Annotated in this window: 19 protein-coding genes and 4 pseudogenes; 8 read left to right on the top strand and 15 right to left on the bottom strand. The window is 59.5% G+C overall.

The annotated features are described in order from the left end of the window. Positions 1-329, bottom strand: a 329-nt coding sequence (locus NKI70_RS32685; protein WP_352726222.1) for a hypothetical protein, incomplete at its 3' end; no start/stop codon positions are given. Between the two features lie 149 nt (positions 330-478). Here NKI70_RS32685 and NKI70_RS32690 point away from each other — a divergent pair. Then, positions 479-976 (top strand): annotated as a pseudogene (locus NKI70_RS32690) (transposase family protein); the annotation flags it as partial. 3 nt (positions 977-979) lie between these two features. Here NKI70_RS32690 and NKI70_RS32695 read toward each other — a convergent pair. The 3 pseudogenes from NKI70_RS32695 to NKI70_RS32710 form a co-directional block, all read right to left on the bottom strand. Beyond that, a pseudogene (locus NKI70_RS32695) lies at positions 980-1,234 on the bottom strand (IS481 family transposase); the annotation flags it as partial. A gap of 407 nt (positions 1,235-1,641) precedes the next feature. After that, a pseudogene (locus NKI70_RS32705) lies at positions 1,642-2,246 on the bottom strand (Tn3 family transposase); the annotation flags it as partial. A 27-nt stretch (positions 2,247-2,273) separates the two neighbouring features. Then, a pseudogene (locus tag NKI70_RS32710) lies at positions 2,274-2,471 on the bottom strand (leucine zipper domain-containing protein); the annotation flags it as partial. 139 nt (positions 2,472-2,610) lie between these two features. Between NKI70_RS32710 and NKI70_RS32715 the strand changes: the two are divergent. Further along, positions 2,611-4,272 carry a tannase/feruloyl esterase family alpha/beta hydrolase gene (locus tag NKI70_RS32715; protein ID WP_156937414.1) on the top strand — a complete coding sequence of 554 codons (1,662 nt, stop codon included), beginning with the start codon at positions 2,611-2,613 and terminating at the stop codon, positions 4,270-4,272. A 254-nt stretch (positions 4,273-4,526) separates the two neighbouring features. Here the strand turns inward: NKI70_RS32715 and NKI70_RS32720 are convergent, their stop codons facing one another. From NKI70_RS32720 to NKI70_RS32730, 3 genes are read right to left on the bottom strand one after another with little or no spacing between them, the layout of a single operon-like run. After that, the gene (locus NKI70_RS32720) at positions 4,527-5,675 is read right to left on the bottom strand and encodes a site-specific integrase (RefSeq protein WP_352726224.1); all 1,149 of its coding nucleotides are present in this window, start codon (positions 5,673-5,675) and stop codon (positions 4,527-4,529) included. A 2-nt stretch (positions 5,676-5,677) separates the two neighbouring features. Then, positions 5,678-6,064 (bottom strand): type II toxin-antitoxin system VapC family toxin, encoded by a 387-nt coding sequence (locus NKI70_RS32725; RefSeq protein WP_023804175.1) that lies wholly within the window; start codon positions 6,062-6,064, stop codon positions 5,678-5,680. Then, on the bottom strand, positions 6,064-6,321 hold the full coding sequence (locus NKI70_RS32730) for a type II toxin-antitoxin system VapB family antitoxin (protein WP_023804176.1): 258 nt from the start codon (positions 6,319-6,321) through the stop codon (positions 6,064-6,066). Before NKI70_RS32730 ends, NKI70_RS32725 begins: the two co-directional genes overlap by 1 nt. Before the next feature lie 168 nt (positions 6,322-6,489). On the opposite strand from NKI70_RS32730, the gene NKI70_RS32735 reads away from it, so the two are divergent. The 4 genes from NKI70_RS32735 to NKI70_RS32750 are packed head-to-tail and all read left to right on the top strand — an operon-like array spanning position 6,490 to position 9,181. Then, positions 6,490-7,506, top strand: a complete 1,017-nt coding sequence (locus NKI70_RS32735; RefSeq protein ID WP_352726235.1) for a DUF1403 family protein — start codon at positions 6,490-6,492, stop codon at positions 7,504-7,506. A gap of 5 nt (positions 7,507-7,511) precedes the next feature. Beyond that, the gene (gene scpB / locus NKI70_RS32740) at positions 7,512-8,234 is read left to right on the top strand and encodes an SMC-Scp complex subunit ScpB (RefSeq protein ID WP_352693524.1); all 723 of its coding nucleotides are present in this window, start codon (positions 7,512-7,514) and stop codon (positions 8,232-8,234) included. Between the two features lie 44 nt (positions 8,235-8,278). After that, positions 8,279-8,581: a hypothetical protein gene (locus NKI70_RS32745; protein ID WP_352693526.1), complete on the top strand. Its 303-nt coding sequence runs from the start codon at positions 8,279-8,281 to the stop codon at positions 8,579-8,581. 51 nt (positions 8,582-8,632) lie between these two features. Next, the gene (locus tag NKI70_RS32750; RefSeq protein WP_352693528.1) at positions 8,633-9,181 is read left to right on the top strand and encodes a hypothetical protein; all 549 of its coding nucleotides are present in this window, start codon (positions 8,633-8,635) and stop codon (positions 9,179-9,181) included. A gap of 153 nt (positions 9,182-9,334) precedes the next feature. Here NKI70_RS32750 and NKI70_RS32755 read toward each other — a convergent pair whose 3' ends face one another. From NKI70_RS32755 to NKI70_RS32775, 5 genes are all read right to left on the bottom strand, one after another. After that, positions 9,335-10,642, bottom strand: coding sequence for an IS256 family transposase (locus NKI70_RS32755; protein ID WP_352726227.1), 1,308 nt, complete (start codon positions 10,640-10,642; stop codon positions 9,335-9,337). 327 nt (positions 10,643-10,969) lie between these two features. After that, positions 10,970-11,641, bottom strand: a complete 672-nt coding sequence (locus NKI70_RS32760) for a PIN domain-containing protein (protein WP_352693532.1) — start codon at positions 11,639-11,641, stop codon at positions 10,970-10,972. Next, the gene (locus NKI70_RS32765) at positions 11,616-12,806 is read right to left on the bottom strand and encodes an ImmA/IrrE family metallo-endopeptidase (protein ID WP_352693534.1); all 1,191 of its coding nucleotides are present in this window, start codon (positions 12,804-12,806) and stop codon (positions 11,616-11,618) included. The genes NKI70_RS32760 and NKI70_RS32765 overlap by 26 nt, the downstream gene beginning before the upstream one ends. Further along, positions 12,790-14,148, bottom strand: coding sequence for a 7-cyano-7-deazaguanine synthase (locus tag NKI70_RS32770; protein WP_352693536.1), 1,359 nt, complete (start codon positions 14,146-14,148; stop codon positions 12,790-12,792). The genes NKI70_RS32765 and NKI70_RS32770 overlap by 17 nt, the downstream gene beginning before the upstream one ends. Positions 14,149-14,171: 23 nt before the next feature. Beyond that, on the bottom strand, positions 14,172-14,747 hold the full coding sequence (locus NKI70_RS32775; RefSeq protein WP_352693538.1) for a hypothetical protein: 576 nt from the start codon (positions 14,745-14,747) through the stop codon (positions 14,172-14,174). Between the two features lie 166 nt (positions 14,748-14,913). On the opposite strand from NKI70_RS32775, the gene NKI70_RS32780 reads away from it, so the two are divergent. After that, the gene (locus tag NKI70_RS32780) at positions 14,914-15,807 is read left to right on the top strand and encodes a pPIWI-associating nuclease domain-containing protein (protein WP_352693540.1); all 894 of its coding nucleotides are present in this window, start codon (positions 14,914-14,916) and stop codon (positions 15,805-15,807) included. A 44-nt stretch (positions 15,808-15,851) separates the two neighbouring features. On the opposite strand, the gene NKI70_RS32785 is transcribed toward NKI70_RS32780, so the two are convergent. The 3 genes from NKI70_RS32785 to NKI70_RS32795 all read right to left on the bottom strand — a co-directional run bounded on the left by NKI70_RS32785 (position 15,852) and on the right by NKI70_RS32795 (position 19,117). Beyond that, positions 15,852-17,504 (bottom strand): hypothetical protein, encoded by a 1,653-nt coding sequence (locus tag NKI70_RS32785; RefSeq protein WP_352726230.1) that lies wholly within the window; start codon positions 17,502-17,504, stop codon positions 15,852-15,854. Between the two features lie 193 nt (positions 17,505-17,697). Next, positions 17,698-18,561: a DUF3800 domain-containing protein gene (locus NKI70_RS32790; RefSeq protein ID WP_352693544.1), complete on the bottom strand. Its 864-nt coding sequence runs from the start codon at positions 18,559-18,561 to the stop codon at positions 17,698-17,700. A gap of 46 nt (positions 18,562-18,607) precedes the next feature. Continuing rightward, complete coding sequence (locus tag NKI70_RS32795; RefSeq protein WP_352693546.1) at positions 18,608-19,117, bottom strand: helix-turn-helix domain-containing protein; 510 nt, start codon at positions 19,115-19,117, stop codon at positions 18,608-18,610. An 870-nt stretch (positions 19,118-19,987) separates the two neighbouring features. On the opposite strand from NKI70_RS32795, the gene NKI70_RS32800 reads away from it, so the two are divergent. Further along, positions 19,988-20,181, top strand: a 194-nt coding sequence (locus tag NKI70_RS32800; protein WP_352726233.1) for a hypothetical protein, incomplete at its 3' end; no start/stop codon positions are given.

Genomic DNA, 20,181 nt, shown 5'->3' on the forward strand with positions numbered 1-20,181 from the left:
ACCGCTTCGACGCACCTCCTGCAACAAACAGAAGCGGACATCTGATGTGCTACAAAAACCGGACAACTTGAAAAGCTACCGACACAGTGAGCATTGTCACGCTTCCATGCGGCAATGGGCGGGCCGTTTCCTTTGATGTGATCGGCATTGGCGGCGACCGCATTTTCCTTGTCGACCTGCGCAACGAGTTGAACAGGTACGCGTCGGTGGTCGACGCTGCGCGCGAGGTTTTCCAGTTCTGCAACGCTAGCTGTGGAATCGGACGCATTATTTGCGAGGATACCAATTGAATTGGGACTGGCAGGAAATCGTTCCCGAAAAGGCCGCATTCGCCACTGCACCCTACCGAGGCAAAATTCCGCTCATGGTACATTTCAAAAGCTTGGCACCAGGGCGAGGCATGCCCGGTGGTAGTACCTAGCTGTTTGATCCCGGACTTTAATGGCGCATCATTGCCGTCCGAATCAAAGGATGCGCTATGGGACAGGTTCTACACCGCCGCGCCACGACGACAGAGGCAGTCCGTCGAGCGATACAGCATAGTGAAGAGAGCCTGAGAGCGCTGGCCAAGCGCTACGGCATCGATCAGAAGACCGTTAGAAAGTGGAGGAACCGGACCTCGACCGCCGATCTTCCCACCGGCCCGAAGAAACCAAGATCGACAGTGCTGTCGCTCGAAGAGGAAGCGGTGATCGTCGCCTTTCGCAAGCACACGTTGCTGGCGCTGGATGATTGCATCTATGCCCTACAGCTCTCGATCCCGCATCTGACGCGCTCGTCGTTGCATCGCTGCCTTCAGCGCCATGGCATTTCGCGGCTGCCGCAGGACGCCGACAAGCCGGCCAGGAAGAAGTTCAACGCTTATCCGCTCGGCTATTTCCATATCGACCTCGCCGAGGTGCAGACCGCCGAGGGCAAGCTGCGCCTTTTCGTGGCCATCGATCGGACGTCGAAATTCGCCTATGCGGAATTGCACCCGACGCTTGACGGTGGCGTCCTTGATGGTCCGATTCATCCGCTCGACCTGGCCGTTCGCCCAGGGATGGTTGATCTTTGTGAGCCGGTGCTCGATGCCATGTTCGTCGCAGATGCCGTCGAAGATGTGCTGAAGGGCATGCCGCTCGCAGGTCCGGTTGGTGAACTGAATGCCGTTGTCGGTCAGAATGGTATGGATGGCATAGGGCACGGTCGCGATCAGGTTGCGAAGGAATCGGGCCACCGCCATCTTGCCCGCCTTCTATGAAGGTGCAGGGTTCCAGCAAGGCGGAAAAACTTACTTCGAAATTCGCCGCTTGGAGGACGCTTTGGGTCGATTTTCCACCTTCCCTGACGGCCCGGAGGGTGGGAATCGGCCGCTCGCGTCGTCCCGGCTGCCTAGCGTGGCGGATGAATTAACAGCCAGCGATTTGGCTCTTGCTCGACGAACTCTTTCTGGACGTGCCTGAGCACGTTCCGCTGCCCGGCAAACGGAACCATGTTGACCGCTTGATCGAAGGGGACCCACTGAAACTCGCTGTGTTCGGCATTCAGTCGCACCGTCTCTGTCGACCCCGCGAAACCCACGAAAACCGGCAGGAGGCTAATGGCGTCGCGGTCCGCTTCATAGAATTGCTCGCATATGTCGGCCGAATAGAGCCTCTGCAGCGTCAAGCCCGTTTCCTCCTTAGTCTCTCGCCAGGTCTTCCTTACGATCCGGTCATGGGTCTCGACCACGGCATCGGCGACCGCCGCCTCCCATTCCACGGCGCAAACGGCAAGGATCGCCCAGCGTCGATCCGAGCTGATATCGCGCAAGCCATCGGTGAAATAGCGCTCACCCTGCCGACGCAGGCGAGCGATGCGGTGTTGCGGATGCCGGCGAGCACTTGCGGATCAAGACCCACCGCGCAGGAACTCCGGTCGGTCAAGCAGCCGGTTTGCCGCCGCGGAATTGTTGCCGAGCTCGAACTTGCGAAGCAAGATGAAGCGGCTTATGTTACCGGCCAACATTTCGGTCAGAAGCCCGTCCAACCGCTCGCGCGCACCAGCATCCAGCTTTTCCGCAATCCGCGTTTCGATCCGGCGCTCGGCGTCGACCAGGGCGTCCGCGCACAAGCGCTCGATTGTCGACACGGCTGGCAAGATAGTCAAAGTCTCCCTCCACCGCGCGACAAAACGCGAGCAAGGTCCTCGTTCGATCTGGCATCTTCAGCCTGATCGAAAAGCCAATCCCGCAGATCACGGGTACCGCGCCGCTCGATCGTCTCAATAACCGCCTGAGGCGTCGGCCGGCGCAGCCGATGAGGGCGAGATGAGCGATCCCGCAATCCTGGCATTTCCTCGGCGCGATACCGGTCGAGCCATTTGCGAACCGTCCGCGGGCAGACGCCTGCGGCTTTGGCGACGGCCTCAGGCGTCTGTCCGCTCTCGACCTGCATTACAATTCGCTCTCGACCGAGCGGCGTCACACGGGTACTCTTATGGATGTTCATCCGGTCCCACTGGAATCACTGAAGCTTCGACAACCTCAGCTTTCCCGGTTCGGACCGGATGGATAACCTTCTGAAAGCTCACAACTAGCTACCAATGCGATCAGCTTTCGGGCTATCGGGGCATCCAGGGAGGATGGGTATGTTCTTGGCTAACGGGCTCAAGCTGCGGGACCGCGGGTGCACCCTGGCACTGATTTTGGCGATCATATGTGTATGTGCGCCTGCACTGGCGGCAAACGCGTCGGATCAGGCGTGCCGGTCCATCGCCAAGCTCACAATTCCAAGCGTGATCTTTACCGAGGCTAGCCTTCAAAAGCCGCAGGAGATCCCCGCAGATCCCTTCACTGCATTCACCGGCGCCTCGCCTCAGGCGGTAAAAGTGGGCGGGCACTGCCTTGTCCGAGGTGTTATCGGGAAACGCCAGGGGGTCGATGGTCAATCATATGGCACCCGGTTTGAGGTGCGTCTTCCGACGACCTGGAACGACATGTTCCTTTTCCAGGGCGGCGGCGCAGTTGATGGCTTCCTGGCGCCGGCCGTCGGGACCATTCCTTGCCGGAACTCGACCGCGGCTCCCGGGCTCTTGCGCGGCTACGCTGTTGTAAGCATGGATGGCGGGCACCCAAGCCCCGATCCGGCTTTCGGGGTCGATCAAGCCGCACGCATTGATTTTGCGTACGCCTCCATTGGCAAAGTCACTTCGGTCTCGAAGCAGGTGGTGGCCAAGTTCTATGGGGCGGCTCCGAAAAAGTCGGTGTTCATGGGATGCTCGAATGGCGGTCGTGAGGCGTTGATAGCGGCTCAGCGATATCCGCTCGAGTTCGACGGGATTGTTGCAGGTAGCCCGGGTTTTCGTCTCAGTGCCGCCAACATTGCCCAAGCCTGGGATACTCGCGAGTACATGAGCATCGCTCCCAAGGATGAGGCCGGCCATCCCATTCTATCCCGCGCCTTCTCCCAGCAGGATCTGAACCTCGTCGCCAACGCGGTTCTCGCTGCCTGTGATGCCCGCGATGGCATTGAGGATGGCGTGATCAACGCCTGGCAGCAGTGCCGGTTCGACCCAAAGGTCCTGTCCTGCCAAGGCGATAAGACGGACAGCTGCCTCACGGCTGGTCAAGTGCAGGCCATGAGCCGCGCGTTCGCGGGTCCGGAAAGCTCCGATGGCGAAAAGCTTTACAGCGATTGGCCATATGATACGGGCGTTGCGGGCGCGGACTGGAGAATGTGGAAGCTGGGCAAATCCCCCACTTCCCAGTCGGATGCAAACAACATCGTTCTGGGAGCCCGCTCGCTTCAATACTACTTCATGACGCCCCCGGCGCCGAATTTTGACCCCCTGAAGTTCGACTTCGACAAGGATCCGGCACGCGTTGCGGATACGGCCAAGCTCAATGATGCGACCGGCACGTATCTCGCCAGCTTCGCTGCCCACGGTGGAAAGCTGCTCTTGTTTCAGGGACTTTCCGATCCGGTCTTCTCGGCCAACGATCTGGTGCGCTGGTACAAGCAAGTCGTCGAGGTCACAGGCGGCGGCGATTTGGAAGCGACTCGCCGTTTCGTGCGCATGTTCATAATCCCGGGGATGACCCACTGCGGCGATGGCCAAGCCTTCGACGACTTTGATCCTTTGGCCGCCATCGAGGGCTGGATAAACCAAGACAAGGCTCCGGACTCTCTCGCGGCTGGCAGCAAGGCATTCCCTGGCAAGCACCAGCCGATCTGCGCTTATCCCACTCAAGCTGCCTATGACGGTAAGGGAAATCCCGATGAGATCGCGAGCTATTCGTGTCGGGGATAAGAGACCTCGTCATTTGTTCGCTTCAATCTGCGCGCATTCCCGGAACAGGTCTCCCGGACCAAGGATCGGTTGGAAAAGCTAAACCCGGAATTTGTGGGCCGTGCCATAACGCAGTTGATGATCATGCCTGACTACGAAGCGTCGGCCGCCGATAGTCTGGATACAGCGCTCGCTGTGCTCGAGGAGGTATTGTTATCGCCTGAGATCTGACCGCCTCATCCCAGCGGACAAAACGAGGCAGGGGAGGGGGCTTTTCAGAGCCCGGACGCCTTGGTGAGATTGACGCGGAAACGATCGCGCCGGCGCTGATACTTTCGAGTCATCTCGGCCGAGGCGTGACCGAGCTGCTGTTGCACATAGCGCTCATCGACCTCGGCCGAGGACGCGAGGCCGGCGCGCAGCGAATGGCCAGCAAACTTTTGACCGCGTTCGCCCTCCGACAGATCGCCACGCACGCCGGCTGCGAGCGCCGTGCGCTTGACCAGGCGTGCGACCTCCTGGTCGTTCAAGCGATGGACACCGACCGCTCTGCCTTGACCAGCAACGCGCCGGAACAGCGGTCCGTGCGCAATGTGCGCCAGTCTTAGCCACGTCTGCAGAGCGGCCACCGGGCAGGTGGCGTCGGAGGAGCCGCGGCCGACCTCGACCTCGCGCCAACCGGTTTTGCCGCGCAGGGTCACCAGCACGCCCTTGTCAGGAAAAAACTCAATCCAGCCCGAAGAATCCTCGGTCTGGTCGCGACCAATGTCGAGCCCGACGATTTCCGAGCGCCGCAGCCCACCGGCAAAACCCAGAAGCAGCATGGCTCGGTCGCGCAGACCACGCAGCGTGCCGCGGTCGAGGGTCTCGAGCATGGCGATCAGATCCTCGGGCAGGATCGCTTCCTTCTGCCGGGGAGGGGAGGCGTGGGTGTTGCGGATGCCGGCCATGACCGTTGCGATGTGGCGGTCCTTGCGGTCCAGCGGTTCGCCTCGCTGCGAAAAGTTCCAGGACAGTGACGAAAGGCGACGCTCGATCGTCGCCACAGAGTTTGGTTTTTTCTCCCCTGTTACCTTTCCGGACGCGCAGGCGGCGATGTAGAGCCCGACGGTCTGCGGATCAGGTGGGGGCACTTCCAGACCCTGCCGGCGCGCCCAGGCGCAAAAATGCTTCCAGTCGGCGGCGTAGGCGCGCCGTGTATTGGCCGAGCTGGCCGCCTTGACATAGTCGCGGGCGTGGCCGGCAAGCTCTTCCAGATGGCCGGGAAGGCTACCATGTCCCCGTGAGTGCATAGGCGGCAGGGGAGGGGAGGGGGATTTTTCGCCCTCCTGTGGATGCTGTCCCATTTCCATCACGACATCGATGATGTCGGGAAGATCGTCCCCTCGGGGCGCTGCAGTTGATCCCGCACCGTCGCCAGCCATCGTTATGCTGCCTCGATATCCGTCTGGGAAAAGTCATTGCCGATAAAGAGCAAGGGCTCATCGGCCCGTTTGGCCAACGCGTAGGAAAGGCAATCGGCAAAATTCAGGGCGGCCGGGTGGCGGCCTTTGCCGTAGGTGAGCCAAGCCTGCGTTGCCACATCGACGAGATCGGCATCCACGGCGATGATGTCGGCCTCGATCTTGCGGAGCCACAGATCGATCTCGGCCAACGCATGTTCGCCGCGCCGGCTGACCAGCACCATGCGCGCCTCGAGCACGCAGGTTGCCGGGACCAGGCGGATTTGGTTGGTGACGAGCGCCTTCTCAAGCCTCAAGGCTTCTGGTTCGTTGCGCAGGATCGCGACGATGGCGGAGGTGTCGATCACCATCAGTTCGGAATGCCGTGCTCGTCATACCCGACGATCTCTTCGTCACTGCGATGATCGAGTTCCGGCAATCGCGCCACTCTTTCCCGGATCGCCCGCAACTCGCCGAGCAGGCGCTCCTGGGCCACGTCACCGTAACCCATTCGATGCAGCCGCTCGCTCAGCGCCTGGTGAATGGCTGCCGTCTTGCTGATACCCTGGCGGTGCGCGAGTTCGTCGGCGAGAGCGACGGTGGCCGGGTTTTTGATATTCAGGGACACGAGAGGCTCCGAATTTCTACCTTTTTGGCAATTTCTACCTAATCTTTTGATTTCTGTCAATTAGGAACGATAATGCAAGATTATCGCTCGTTGTCCGTGTACGACAGGCGCGGCGGTTGTTCCGTATTTCGGTTGCCAAAAGCGCCGCCATGATTCATCGTGCTGTCGATGATTCTGCGTCCCAAGCCCTCTCCGCGCCACCACGCCACGCTTGCCGGTTCCCCTTCGACCTTGCCGATGGCAACGATGCCGACGTGGCTGCGCCGCGCCATCCCAGATGCGCAAAGCCTTGCTGGAAAAGATTTTGAGGACGTCGCACTCGCCGCGGGCGCCATCATCGGCGCGCTCGATATGGTGGTCCGCCGGCAGGAGCGGTGGGCCGGCGCCTGGCGGCAGCGCCTGGCGCTTTCGGCCGCCGCGGCAACGGCAAAGCAGGCCGGCCGCGTCGAGGATGAAGCAGCACTTCGCGACGCCGTGCTGCTCACGCGACCGGGCGACAATGTCGGGCCCGCCGGTCTTTTGCTCCTCGCCTGGCGCCGGCTGGCCGGAATGCCTGCGGAAAAACTGCTGACCAAGGCTGGCATCGGCGCGATGCTGGATAATCTAGGTCTAGCGCGCGACGACGCGAGCGTGAGCGACCTGACGGACGATCTTCGCCAGCTCAGCGCCAGCGCCGGGTTGGTCGGAATGCTGACCGGCGCCATCGCGATCGCCGTACGCCACGGCTTTGCGCGCGCTCTTGGAGCCTGGCTCGCCGACGCTTTGCTGGCGCAACGGTTGGGTTGGGTTCATGCGGTGCCGCTGCTGGGCGCCGAAGCGGCCTTGGGCGCAAGCGCCCGCCCGCGTCGATCGGCAGCCAGCTCCGTGGCGATAAGCATTGGGACAGACCCTGAGCATGCGAAAGGTCTGCTTGCCGTGCAGGCGCGCGCTGCGCTGCGCGCGATTGATCTTTCCGCGGAGCTCGAGCGCCGTGCGGACCGGCTGCTTGCCGTTGCCCCGAAACTCAGGGCCAAGGCAGCGGGCGCTGTTGTCGACAAGCTGCTGTCCGACGATGCGATCGTTGCCTCGGAAGATATTGCCGGCATGAGCGACCGTGGGCTGCGCCGCCTGTTCGATCGTTTGGTCGAACTCGGCGCGGTGCGTGAACTGTCCGGCCGTCCGACCTTCCGTATCTACGGGCTGTGACGACCATGATGGAAGCAACGAGGCGAGGGAGGGGCCGGCCAGATGACGGACGATCAGGCGACCGCCTCTTTGACCGGGAGTTGGATCACCTGCCGCCGGAAGCGCGCTGGCGTGAATGGATGCATCGGGTCGAGGCAACCATTTTTGCCGCCAGCGAACCGGTAACTCGCGAGACGTTGGCGCGGATCGTCGGCAAAAGCTGCAGCATCGACTTACTCATCGATGACATTCGTGAGGAGCTGAGCGGCCGGCCCTACGACTTGGTCGCCGTCGCCGGCGGCTGGAAGCACCTCACCCGACCAGCCTATGCCGACGCCATCCGCAGTGCATTTGGCAATGCATTTGGCACCGCCGCCGGCGGCAGCGGGCGTGCAGCAGAGCTAACGCAGTCGGACGTGCTGGTGCTGATGTGCATCGCCTATTTCCAGCCGATCACGCGTGGAGAACTGTCGAGCATTTTTGGGAAAGAGATTTCTCGCGACCTGATTGGCAACCTGCGCGGATCCGGCATGATCGCCTCCGGGCCGCGTAGCCCGACGCCCGGCGCGCCCTACACCTACGTCACCACAAAAGAGTTCCTGCTGGAGTTCGGGCTCGACACGCTGCGCGACTTGCCGGATTTCGAGGCGCTCGAGGATGCTGGACTGCTGTCGAAGGAGAAGCTGCTGGCGGGCGACATCTTGCCGGCAGTCGAAACCGAAATGAGAGCCGACGACGAATTCAGCTGAGTGACATCAACCACGACCGGTTAACGCGCCACACGAGGTTTTGCATGAGAATCGATTACAAGGGCTACAGGATTCACACATGGATCGACGATGATACCAACCATGCCCAGATGCTTAAGGGCAAGAAGGGACCGGAGCGGCTCTATGTCGACATCGATCCCATTGAGGCCGGGGATGGGCGACACCCATCGAGCAAGCGCTTCATGGGCGATATAGTAAAGAAGTTCCAGTTCTCGGGCACCGAAACAGAGCAGCTTGTGCAGGTTGCCCAGCTCTGGATCGACGATCCTGCGCACTTTGTCGCTCCGCCCAGTCCCATTGCCGCCGGCTTCAAATCGGGTTGGTGAGCGGATCCGACGCAGCAATGAGAGGATGTATGGTCAAAGTGGCTGGGTGAGATGGCTGAGTTTCGGCTCGAAATCGGATCGGAGACGGATTGCCAGACATGTGGCGCCGCTATCCCGCTCAGTTCGGCTGCGTGCCCGGGCTGTTCAACAGACGCTCCTCATCGGGTGACCTTCGAGGAGTTCTTCATCGAACTCGAGCAGGGACGCATGCTCGATGCACGCCAGGGGGGCTTGGTCATAGGCCGCTCCGGGCCAGATGATGATATCCCGATGTACCGACATTTCGGGAAGGGCATCTTCGAGGTCGTTGGCCTGATGCAGGGTGGCGAGTTCATTGTCTCGAAGCTCGCAACGGAGAAACATCGAGAGTGGTTGGAAGAAATAAACCAGGAAAAGGGCGAGCGTCCAGCCGCTCTCGCGCTGGGGCACTCGCCGGTCACGTCGGTGATCAATACGAACCTGTTGCCAGAGTGGGGCGGGCTTTGGATCAGCCACCAGTTCGTGGTCAACCGGTTCGCGACTGCCAAATGGCTGGATGAGCTCCATTGGCGTAATGCGACAGCGAACCGTGACAACGTTGCCGGGCAATTCATTCGATGACGTGTCTAAGCAGCGGCTGCGCGTCGCGGTGGGCAAAAGATAGCCTAAAGGAGCGTCCCGATCGGGGTCAGATCGGTGATCGCTCCGCCCTGATACGAAAGTGACCCCGTACGGTAGCACATCCGAGCGGGGTCAATTGACCTTGAACAGAGGTCAAGTCCGGGAACTGCTGGATAAATTCTGGCGGGGCTCCTTTGCCGCTGCTTTCTTGTCGAGGCTGTTTCGGGCCTCGTATTCCTGATCGAGTTCCTGCCTGACGGCGGTCATCTGGCGGCGCTCGAAGTCGGTGATCCTGATTGCCCGCCACCGCTCGGCAGCTCGGATCATGGCGCCGAACATGAGCTTGAGAACGGGCTTCTCGCCGAAGGCATTGGGAATGATCTTTAGCCTGCGCCGCTCCTCGACGAACAGACGTTCCAGAAGATTGGTGGTCCTGATGGCGCGGCGGTGAGTGATCGGCATTCTCAGATGCGCGATTGCCGCTTCGAAGTCGTCCATGAAGCAGGCGACCGCGGTCGGCAGCTCGGCCTCGTAGTCCTTCACCAGACCGGCGGCGAGATCGCGGGCAATGGCGCGCGAGGGGGCCTGATAGGCGGCGGTGGCACGGGCCTTGAACTCGGGCCAGCGGTCTTCCGGCACCTTGGCGGCGAGATTGCGCATCCGGTGCGCCAGGCAGCGCTGACGCTCCGAGCGCGGAAAGCAGGTCTCGATCGCCTTGATGATGCCGGCTGCCCCGTCGCACACGACGAGCAGCGGATCGCCGAGCCCGCGACCGCGCATGTCCTGGAAGAAGGCGCTCACCGTCTCGGCGTCCTCCTTGGAGCCCGCCATCAGATGCAGAAGCACTTTGGCGCCAGATGCCGTAAAACCCCAGGCGGCCAGCACCGGCTCGCGCTTCTGCCCGGGGCGGATGCGTTCGGCGATGCCGTCGACGAACAGATAGGCGATCTCATATTCGCCAATATCGCGCGTGGCGAATTCCTGGTAGTCTGCCCATAGCCGCTCGCCGATCTCGCTGACCGCAGTCTTCGATAGGAGCAGCCGCCCCGTCTCGTCGCGGAAGGCGTCCTCGATGTCGCGCACCGAAAGACCGCGTGCCAGCAGTTCCACCGCCAGGTCCTCGAGCGCCTCCGTGCGTCCCTTCAGATGCTCGCGGATCTCGGAACGAAACGGCTCATCGCGGCCCGCCACCTGCGGGGCCGAGTATTCCACAAAGCCTTCCGCCGTCTTCAGGCGCCCGCTGCGCACGCCGTTGCGGTAACCCTGGCCAGGCTCGGCGCCATGTTCGTAATAGTCCCGCCCGACCGCATCCCGGCTTTCCCCCTCCAGTGCTTCCTCCACGATCAGGCGGGTCGCAAGCTTCATCAGCTCCGAGCGACCCGCCGGTGTGGAAAGACGCCCTTCAATCAGGTCGGAAAGGGATTGGCGCGTGCGCATCGATGCCGGTATTCTCGTCGTCATGGGGTGCCTCCTTGCTGGTGCCGGCGCCAACCGGCATGGGCTTCTGATTCCTCAGCAAAGGATGCAACCCGCCCTCAATTTCCAGCAAGTTTAGGACTTCACCAACAGAGAGCGGGGAGGGCGCGTGCGCATGACGCCTCGCTATGACATCACTGGGAACTAGTGAGCGATTTGAGTGCGCTGCTGGAAATCCCCCTTCATTCGATTTCAGTTATTCAAGGGCGAGATGCGGCGCCAAGCACTGGACTTTTGCCTCAAGCTGGATGCCAGGTTCATGGGCTCACTGGCGCGTCCTATGATCGACTGGGTAGGCGGAAGATCAATCGATCATTCATTGTTCTGTAAGTTTGCGATGGCGATAGATCGCACATCGCTGGATCTATTGTTCACACGGACAAAGCGGTCTCTATACCCAGGAAGGCAGGTGCAATCGTACGAACGTTCCATGCCAATAAGTGCGATGATATTGTCCACACTTTCCGATGGGACTCGCATGCGTCCCTCGCGAAGGGCGAGGTAGAGCGCTTCGATGACAAGTTGATCGCCGAGGACGGCAATTGCCGTCGGATGATGGAAAAGGTCTAACGACCAGCCAACAGTTCGCGTGTTCATAAGGGCGCTGGCGCGCCGTCGCCCCCTCCGTTCGTCGATAACGGGCAAAAAATTTCTAGCCTCAGCGATGGCGATCGCCGCGGCCTCGCCGTCGTCGAGGGAGGGCGAGGTGGATGTGAGCTCATGAAAAATTTCATACTCCGCGTCGGTCATAGTAGCGAGCGTCACGATTCCATCTGTCACGAGGCCATGCAGAAAGAGATGCTCGCCGTTCCGGCGGCTCGTCTCGTGCTCCAGTTCTCCAGCTACGATCTCCGGCACGACGACATCGTTAGGAATGGCCGAGAGGATGCGCTCGCCATATTTGCAAGCGTGAAGGTTGATCAGAACACTCGTGTCGAGAACCAGCGGATCCGCGATATTAATCAGGGAGCTTGAGCAACTCATCCGTGCCTCTTTCCTCAAGCTCGATCTGGTCGATAATACCGCGGAGCTCCAGTCTGCCCACCTTCAGAAGCTCCGCCAATTGTCCTTCTGACATCAGCTCACGTTTCCAGGCGGCATGCGCCATCAGGCTCAGGCGGTGGGAAATGGTTCGGTCCGCGTCGCTCTTCGCCGAATCGCGCCGATCGGCCATCTCGCCCATAACTTCTCTGACATGGTCATCGGTGATGCCTCCGTTGTTTTCGAACCATGCCCAGGTACCCTTCTTGGCCAGGCCTAGTTCCTCAAGCCGAAGCCCGCATGCTTGGCGCGAGATATTATATTGCTGGGCGAGGAGAATGATCAGGCGCCGGGTAGTTTTGCCGGTGATCTCCTTCAGTTGGCGGAAGCTTTCTGAGAAGCTCTCGGCTGGCGTCAGGAATGCACGGCCAAAGGCGTTGGCGTAGCGTTCATCGCGCGAGAGGAATTTCTCATCGTCTTCGAGCACTTCGGGAGTTTGGCGGGTACCATAGAAGTGGCCGACCTCATGCGCCGCCGACTGGATGCGCCTCGGCAATGGATGATTGGCGTTGAGAAGAATGCAGGCGCCGACGCTCTCATCGTGGCTAAAGAGGCCGGCAACCTTTGAACTGGAGGAGAGACGGCGCTGATACAACCGGATGCCGAGACCCAGTTCAATGACCGAGAAGATGTCGGCAATCGGTCCCGGGCCGAGGCCCAGCCAGTCGCGCAATTCCTTGGCATGCTTTTCGGCGAGAGCCACAACGTCGCCGTCGTTGATGCCGCGCTCTGGAGGGTAATTTCGCCGCCGCTGGATTCCGAGGATATTCTCCATTTCAACGTCGGCTTTGATCAGGTGGTTGAATAATTTAACGGCTTCAATGGTGTGCGTGTCCTCGGTCTCGCGCAGCTTGCGGAAGCGCGGCATCAAATCGGTATGCACTGCCTCGCGGCGGAGAAGGGCATTTACCGATACGCCGTAGTGGCGGGCGAGCATCTGGATTTCCTGGATACGCACACGGCGCACACCCTTCTCGATGGATACGAGGGTGGGACGGGACATGCCGATGACCTCGGCGGCGTCATCCTGGCGGATGTCTGCGTTCTCCCGTGCTATCCGCAAGCGGCGTCCTATCTCCCGTGCGCTCAGCTCATTCAGATCGGCCATAGCGCCCTCCATCCATCCAGCTATTCAAAAACCCTTGATCTCCTTGTGCGGATAGAAATACCCGCCATTCCGCGGCATGCGTCACCAACATCGTCCTCAGTTTCTTCAGAGTTTCCTCGTAGGTTGCCTCAGTCGCGGCCGCGATTTGCGAGGCGTGAACGCGAAGGGCGTCGTCCGGCAGGTCGGCCATTTCCGCAAGATGCTGCAGGTGCCGCGCGCCAACGCTTCCATACTCGACCATGATGTCCCGATCGGCCTTTTGGGGTATGACCGACAAAGCATTGGATGCGTCAGAAGCGGCAAGGTTGGACACGACGTACGTACCGGACGCTTCGTTGACGCCAGCGGCATGCAGGCTGAGGCGCCTCAGCAAGCATGCAGCGCACAGGCCACACTGCTTCCTGCCGCCTACATTGACGATGCGGCGCGTTTGCCAGCAAGAATGGGTACTCGTCAGGTGCTGTTCGGACTTTCCGACTATGCCCAAAAACGCGCGCAACGTCTGGCCTTTCGTCGACCACAGGCGTGGCTGCTCAAACCGGACCCGGTGGCCCAGCAATGCCTTGGTGAATCGCTCCATTTTCCGGAAGAACGTCGGATGGTTGCGATAGTCGGCGTAGATGTTGTGCAGCGGAAGCAGCACCGGCCCGAGTGCGCCCTGGCCGCTCTCCGGAACAATGATACGCGTCACACCTGAGAGTTGTGCGGCAATCGCCGTCACCGCCGCAAACTGAAATCCCCGCGAGCGGAAGCTGCTCTCGTTACCGCGATACCCCTTCACCTTGAACGGAATTTGCGTGAAATAGCTATCTCCCTTTTTCCGGCGTTGACGATTCCCGGCGACCCGGATGCACAGCGCCTCGTCCTCGTTCCCGCTCAGAGCGGAGACGGCACGCGAATCCAAACCATCGCTGTAAGCGACGGCGAAGGTCTTGGCCTTGCCGAAGTCCAACGGAATCTGCCGTGCGCCGATTGGCGACAGGTTCTTCGCCTGAACAAAGGTCAATCGCCACGCGTCGCCGGTCAGGTGGTTCAAGACACTGTGCAGGGTCTTTAGAACGTCCGGCTTTTGCCAAGTATTAAGGTCGGTGACTGGGACGGTCACATCCAAGGTGCGGCGCCATCCCAATGGGCGCTTCCAACGCCGGTCAGCGAACTCGATCGCGGCGCTGAGAACGAACATGTCGTAGTGCCGCGACTCGCATCCCTTCACGTCGAAAGTGTCGAGGACCGCCGCCTTAAAATGAATATGACGGCCGACTACCGCGATCACAGCGTCCTTTGGGAGCATGCGACCCAGATCCTGTTTCTCCTCAATAATGAAGAGACGCTTATCCGTCATTGGTGACATTTTCGGATCGGCTCTCACTCTTCCGGCCCTACATCCACGCCGCCATTCTTCTGAACCGCCTGACGGAAAGCGCGCTTGTTGCCGGTTGCCAAGGCATCACTGAGCTCGCTGGACTTGATCGCAGCGAACGTCTCGCGATTCCGCTCGATTCCTTTGCGGTAATCTTCCCGACTCATATCGCCGAGTTCACGGGCACGGATGCATTCCTCGTCGAGCCGGTTCTTGGTGGTGCCGATCCACTCTTTCGCCGTGGTTTCGAGTGCCTCACTAAGTGCCCTGTCGGGAGATATTTGATCGCGGAGGTTGGCTATCAAATGCCGTTGAAAGGTGTCCGCCAAAGGTGATGGCGCATGGTTCTCGAAAATCGTTTCGACCATCGTGACCGGGTCCAGGTCCATTTGGGCGCGCACTGCGTGGGTTTTGAGTTCGTCGAAAAGAGGACTGAATGCCTTCATGTCCACATCACCAACCATGCTGTGGCAGGCATGCATCGTGCGCTCTTCGAGGCTCGCGGCATCGCTAACCAGTTCTTGACCGTACCGCTTCCAGCGGCTGGGCAATTCCGCATTTCTGAACGGTCCATCGGTCATGATTACCTCCCGTGTCGGGAAAGTAGGTGAAGGAGCTGACAAAGTCAATATATTGGTTCCAAGTTCTGACATCACCCCCGCGAAGTCGAGGAAGAGCCAGTTCGCGTGACGCGCCTACAGGTTTGAGTGCTAACTTCCGATCGGTAGTCGAACAGGGGGACGATCCATGGCTCAAGGCCAGCCGCAGGCTAGCAAGCTCGAAACACTCGCGGCCAGACTCCAGGAGCTGCTGACCGATGAGTTTTCTACTCACGTCCTATCAGGCTCGATGATGGCTTTGGGGGTGACGGCGAATCCATTGAGGCTTTCGCACTTTTCCGCCGGGCTTCGAGAACTATATGGCCACACACTCCATACTGTGGCCCCAGACGACGAGGTGAAGAGCTGCGAATGGTTCTCCGCAGAGACACAAGATGGTCGTCCCAGTCGTCGTCAGAGAATCAGATTTGGCCTCCAGGGAGGCCTATCAGACGCGGCGGTAGCAGCCTTAGGCGTAGAATCGAATGACGTCCATGGCAAGATGCTCGCGGTTATAGACCAGCTCAGCAAGTTCACTCACGTACGTCCCAATACCATCGAGGTTGCCCCCGACGAAGCAGAGGCCTTCGCGTGCGATGCCGTTGCAACGTTTGTGGCCTCTTTCGAAACGTTGGAGGAATGTCGCAGGGGGGTGCGAAGAGCCGTCGAATATGCCGTCAATGACCATGCATTGGAAGTATTTACTCAGGAGATGTTCAGCGAGATCGACATTCTTTCGACCCGATCCGCCGTCGATGGAGTTCAGATTGGAAGCCTAGAAATTACATCCATTGGTCCAGCCCTGGTCAACTATCGCCTGACCGGCGATGTCTATGTCGAACTTTCTTACGGATCGAAAAGTGACTTCCAGAGGGACATGGGAGCTGAGATCCGCACGGATTTCCCCTTTCTGCTCACCATGTCGGCGCCAGTCAGCGCGTTGAAGGCGTTTCAGGACCCAAACCCGTCAATCGACACGTCGAGCTGGTATGACGACGGGGATAGCGAGGACGACAATTTCGCGAAGATCACGGACTACTAGGCACTTGTCTGGCTCTTTATCAGGTGCCCGCTAGAAACATCGATCTAGGTCAGCTGCTCGAAATCGTCTGGGTGGTGGCCGAACGTCGCCTTGAAGCCATTCTTAGCCCAGGTTTCCATGGCTTCGTTTTGAACGTTGCCGGTCAGCGATTGAAAATCGTAGTGAAAAGGTCCGTCTCGAAGAACCCATTGAAATGTTAGGTCGTAGAGAACCGTCGACACCATGAACGTATCGAGCATGCGCTTCAGCGCGGTGCCCTTTCGGCCCGCAAACGCACGGGTGAAGATTTGCTGTGTGTCAGCGCGATCCGTGAAGAGCGACAAGTGTCGCAGGAAAAGCTCTTGGAACACCTGAGTGGTATGGCCCAGAGCTAAGGCCTTGCCCGCCCAGCAGAAGAAGTGTGGACGGGTGAGTTTGCTCCTACAGAAATCCACAAAATGTGAGGTCATGACGCGGATCGGCAGATTGCCGGTCGAGTACGCGAAACTCGCCCATTCGGCCATGAGAGCTTGGCCCGATGCCGTCTCAGACAAGGCTATAACTGCTTGCAGGGCGACAACTGGATCATCGTAGCCGCAGCGGTTGGTGAGGACGCGCGAAACGAGTGCGTATTCTTCAAAGCTATAGGCCTGGATCGCTTGCTTCACTTCAGGATGCTCTCGGGCGGCCTGACAAAGCAGAGCGAAGCGCGTGCCAGGATCGACGTCTGAAATGAAATCCTCGAAACGATCGATATCGAGGGGAAAGCCACGGGTCGGGTTTATCGAGAGGTCACAGATCAGCAGAAACAGCCCGACGAGGGGGCTGTCGATCGTGTCGGGCCATTCGGATTCACTGAGGCCAAGGAATTCTGTAAACGCATCGACGTAGATGCCGCTCAGATAGCCATCAGCGGCGTAGGCCGCGCACGTCGACGGACCGCCAGACGCAGCGAGAAACTGAAGTTGGATGAAGCGCGCCTGGCCCTCGAAGATTGCGTGGAGCCCCACGTTACCGCGGGCGATCGGCGACCCGTGGTAGAAGCCCTCGTGGCGCGTAACTGTGAGGCGGTCGAACTCTGTTTGCCATCGCTCCGGGTCAGGCAAGCTATCGGGCGCGAGATCACAAGACTGCAGGAGTGCCATCAGCGTGTTGCTGTAGGCGATACGGTATGAATGACCGACACTTTCAAAATGCTGGTTCTGCTGCAGCTGGAAGGAGAGATTTGGGCTATGCGCAAAGCACTTGTAGAACTCGACGTCCAGCGCATTGTTGACGGCAATGTTCGCCTCGGCAAGTGCCTCGGCCGAAGGCGCCGTGCCGTAGCGAAGCGCATCATCAGCCCATCGTTTTAGCGATTTCTTTGGCCCAATCGCGGCGATAGCGTTCTGAAGATGCTCGAGGCTGCTTGAGAATTGTGCCGGGTAGCAAAGGCTGAAAATAAGGCCTGCGGTCGAGCCCACATGCTGCCACCAGTGGACAGTCTCGTGGATGTAGGTCGAGTAGGCTTGGATGAGGTCCGCAGGGTCATGACTCTCAAAGTCGCCCGAGGCAAGGGCGTCGACCAGCTCATGAACACGCGGGCTCAAGCGCAGCACGAACTGTTTGGTGCTGTAGAGACCATGGGCTTCCAACGTCGCCGCGAACGTCGTAGGCGCCACCGAGACGTCGCCGTGCGGTTCCAGCAAATCCTGTTTGAGGTCGTTGAAGACTATCATATAGCGGCCCGTGAAATGGCAGCGCCGTCGCGCGCATGGTTGAGGCAAGGTTTGATCTGCGGTACCCTGCGGAGGTTATGTGGTTTCGCCGTCGGTATCCTGGGCGATCTGCGGTAAGGTTGACATTAGCGCCCCCATGACATAGATGTCTCCTCGGAGGCTTTGTACGCGGAAACGTGGGCATTGCCTTTTTTTATGCCGGGTTGAGGGGAATTGGCCTCAAATCCCGAATGTGCTTGATCCCCCAGATTTTTTCACCTCCTTCGGTCTCGCGACTGAATCGGATTCGCTTCACGCGATCAGCTAGTCCCGCCAGTTCGGGTCTGGCGGGCAGGGTCATGCCATTCAATCGCAAGCCCCAACTGATCACATACGCAACGATGTCGGTCAGCTGAATGAGCGTCGTTAGATCGCTGTGCACGAAGAAGGGCTCCGGGATAATGAGTCGGGAGCGCACCCTGCCGTTCCGCGTTCTTATGAAGTAGTTCGACACCTGCCCAAGCAGGACATGGCTTTGAGCTTTGTCGAGCTCGTCGAACACGAGATATCCCATCGGATCGTCCGGCATTCCATTCAAAAAATAATAGAAGCGCTCGAACAGGAAAGCGTAGTCCTTTCGCATCGCGTCATCGCTCGGCGGCCGCGGTGCTGATTGCGGGATCATAGTCGCGAAGACCTGTGCGCCGTGACTACGAGCAAGGTTGAGCGCAAACTCGCAATAGGCGATCTTTGCCTGAGCAAGCGCAGTCAACCGATCGCGTGTCACTGCTGTTCCATCAAGAAGGATTTCCCGCGCAAGGCGACTGCGGGTGTTCTGCTCGAAGGCTGGCAATTGTGCAGCGTGTCTGAAAGCTTTTGGCTTGAGCAGCTCCTTGGCTTTCGCCTCCTGGCCGTAGGCCTGATAAAGACGCATCCCGAAGATATGCTGCTGAGCGTCGGACAGTTGCCGGATGAGGGGCCATATCTTTCGGTCCTCGATCGCAACGCCTGCCAGCACTTCATACGGCGAATTCCTGCGATCTTGGCCTGACTCGTCAATAAATAGCGCCCAACTCATGCCAATCCCTCGCTCGTGTTCTTCTTATCCGCCGGACTCGAGGCGATCACCGTGCGGCCTCGCCGCTCGGTTTGGCTGCCGCCTTGTAACCACGCTTCGTCACCGCCTTACGGGCTGCCTTGGCCGACTCTTCGATTTCGCGGAATTCAGGTTCGAGTTCCTGAAGGCGCTTCACCAGACCGCTCAGGTCGTAGGTATTGCTGAGCTTGCCGCCGTTGCTGCTGCGACGCTCGATCCGCTGAACCAATCCAGCCTGCTCGAGTTCTGCAATGTATCGTTGCACCTGGCGTTCACTCAGGCTCAACCGCTGTGCGAGGGTCTCCTTGCTCGGGAAAGGTTTCCGCTCCTTGTCCCACCAGAAATCGCACAATTGCAGTAGAACTGCGAGCTGGGTGGGATTGAGCCCAATGCGCTGCTGCGCGCGCAGCAAAAGCGAGGGGACGAGACAGAAGCCCAGCTCGATCACCTGTTGACCCCATTTATCGGCGGAGGCTTTGTTGGTTTTGATCGTCGGCGCCGGCTTTGCGTCGTCTTCTTGTGGAGGAATTGCGGTCATGGTAATGTCCTTTTGTCAGCTTCTGGGACACAAATGCGCAGTGTTGGCGCTGTCCGCAAGGGCGCGCAACCGGACGTATATGTCTTTAGGGACCAGACATAAGTGTCGCTAGGTCACCAGTCAAGGATGGCTGGTAAAGAAAGACGTATCGTCTAATCGCAGATGAAAGCGGATTGCACATAAACGAGTAGTAGTTCCGCACCAGGCGCCCATGACCAGTGGGAGTGCCAGTTTTTCCGATAATCAGTCTTATTCTGTCTGATGGTGTCCCTGTCCGGGGCTCATTGCGGCCAATGCCCGGCCGTGGCCGCAATGAGAAGCAGGGCGACGAACGGTTTGCGTTTGACCAGCTTCAAGGTTGCTGCCCCTTTTCTCGATGCTATCCCCAAAGGGGTACAGCGTCAGGGCATGTGGCAGCCATGGTTCACTCAACCGGTCATATCTTGCGGCCAAGCCGTCTGAAATCCGAGACCGCGAGAGCACGACGGTCATTCCGGACTTCAATCCAGGTTCCGCCAATCGGGCAACGACCGCAGTGAAGGGCGCTTCCAGATTTCGACGGGATCGAGGGTAGCGTTATGCAACAGACCAAAATGACGACGTCACAGAGACCTTCAGGTTTGATAGTTCCGATCCGCTGACTGCGCCCAGCAGTGAATCGGCGTGCAATTTGTGACCCCCTAGACGGGAGGATAGGCGTCCAGTTTTGAGCCCCTCATGAAGTCGATCTGCGACCAAGCCTCTCACTGCTCGAACACATGCTTCGTCATCACGGCGATGAAGAGGAGCATGGCGACCAAAGCTAGCCCGAAGATGCTTTCAGGCAGGCGACGGTCAGTCGTGACACTTTACCAGAATAGGAGGGTTAAATTGTCGCCGATGACGATGGACCTTGTGCCGCCGCCGCCGATCGAACGCCCCAGGCGTAGTCACCTGAATGCCGGCGTTCGCCAACATGGTGAAAATTCTACGGTGGAGATGGAGTGCGCCCCTCGGACCGGACGGGATGAACAAGCAGAATTGACTTGGAAGCCGGGCTTTCGAAGGATGGAAGCCCATGGTGA

Origin of the sequence: Mesorhizobium sp. M0500 (genome assembly GCF_040321165.1) — a bacterium.
In the GTDB taxonomy this organism is placed as follows: domain Bacteria; phylum Pseudomonadota; class Alphaproteobacteria; order Rhizobiales; family Rhizobiaceae; genus Mesorhizobium.